Source organism: Micromonospora foliorum (assembly GCF_022229015.1).
GTDB lineage: Bacteria > Actinomycetota > Actinomycetes > Mycobacteriales > Micromonosporaceae > Micromonospora > Micromonospora foliorum.
Genome location: NZ_JAKKFF010000534.1, coordinates 1 through 1,170 on the forward strand (window position 1 = coordinate 1; position 1,170 = coordinate 1,170).

At 72.8% G+C, this 1,170-nt stretch carries 1 protein-coding gene and 1 pseudogene; both read right to left on the reverse strand.

The window, feature by feature from the left end:
* Positions 1 to 294, reverse strand: a pseudogene (locus PSH25_RS29710) (hypothetical protein); the annotation flags it as partial.
* 4 nt (positions 295 to 298) lie between these two features.
* Positions 299 to 931, reverse strand: a complete 633-nt coding sequence (locus tag PSH25_RS29715; RefSeq protein WP_238662161.1) for an MBL fold metallo-hydrolase — start codon at positions 929 to 931, stop codon at positions 299 to 301.
* Positions 932 to 1,170 lie beyond the last annotated feature (239 nt).

The window sequence follows — 1,170 nt, forward strand, 5'->3', positions numbered from 1 at the left end:
GCTGCCGATATGCGCGGACAGCTCCCGCAGTCGAGGCCCGCGCAGCTCACGCTGGGCGACTCGCAGGGCGTCGGCGAGCTGCACCAGATCGGCGACCAGCTCCGGACGTCGGATGGCGAGCAGGTTCACCAGCCAGGCGGCCACCGTCGGGCGACGCAGCCGGGCCAGTTGCCGGGCGGTGGCCGGGTCGCCGGCCCGGCGGGCCTCGGCCACGGCGGCGTCCCGGGCGGCCACGAACCGGTCCGGTGGGGTGCGGTAGAGCTGCTGCACCAGCTCCGCGGAGAGGCCGGGCATCGGGTCAGACGTCCACCCGGCTACCGGGCTCCAGTCGCTGGTATTCGGTGCCGGACAGCGCGCTGTACTGCCGGTCGAGCACGCCCAGCCCGTTGTCGTTGAGCAACGCGTCGTGCAGGGCGTACGCGCGCCGGGGCGCGACCGCGCGAATGAAGTCGACCACCTCGGAGAACTTCGACCACGGGGCGTGGATCGGTGCGAAGAGCGTGTCGACGGGTGTCTCGTCGGGCACCACCAGGGCGTCGCCCGGGTGGTAGACCACGTCGTTGATCAGGTAGCCGAGGTTGTCGACCACCGGGATGTCGGGGTGGATCACGGCGTGCCGCCCCCCGTACGCGCGCACCGCGACACCGGCGGCGGTGAACGACTCACCGACGCTGACCGGGCGCAGCACGTCGGCCGCGTCGCCCAGGGTCTCGGCGAGCGAGGCGGGCCCGTGGATCGGGAATGGCTGCCGGGCGAGCTGGAGGCGTACCGCCGCCAGGTCGAGGTGGTCGGGGTGCTCGTGGGTGATCAGCACCGCGTCCGCACCGTCCAGCGCCACCGCGGCGTCGCTGAACACTCCGGGGTCGACGACGAGCACTCCCCCGTCGTGTTCCACCCGAAGGCAGGAGTGGGCGTACTTGGTGAGCCGCATCGTGACTCCTCGATTATCGAATCGTGACGTCCTCAGCGCAGTCTGCCGGAACCGGACGGCGTGCGCGTCGCGTCCGAGCTATCGCCACACCGGTTGACGACGATGGGAGCGGGGATGGACGGACAGGTGGGACGACGCCGCGGTGCGCTGCTGGCGGCGACGACACTGGCGGCGGCGCTGGCGTTGACGGGGTGCGGTGCCGGCGACAGCGGGGCGCGGGACACCGCCGGCTCGGCGGC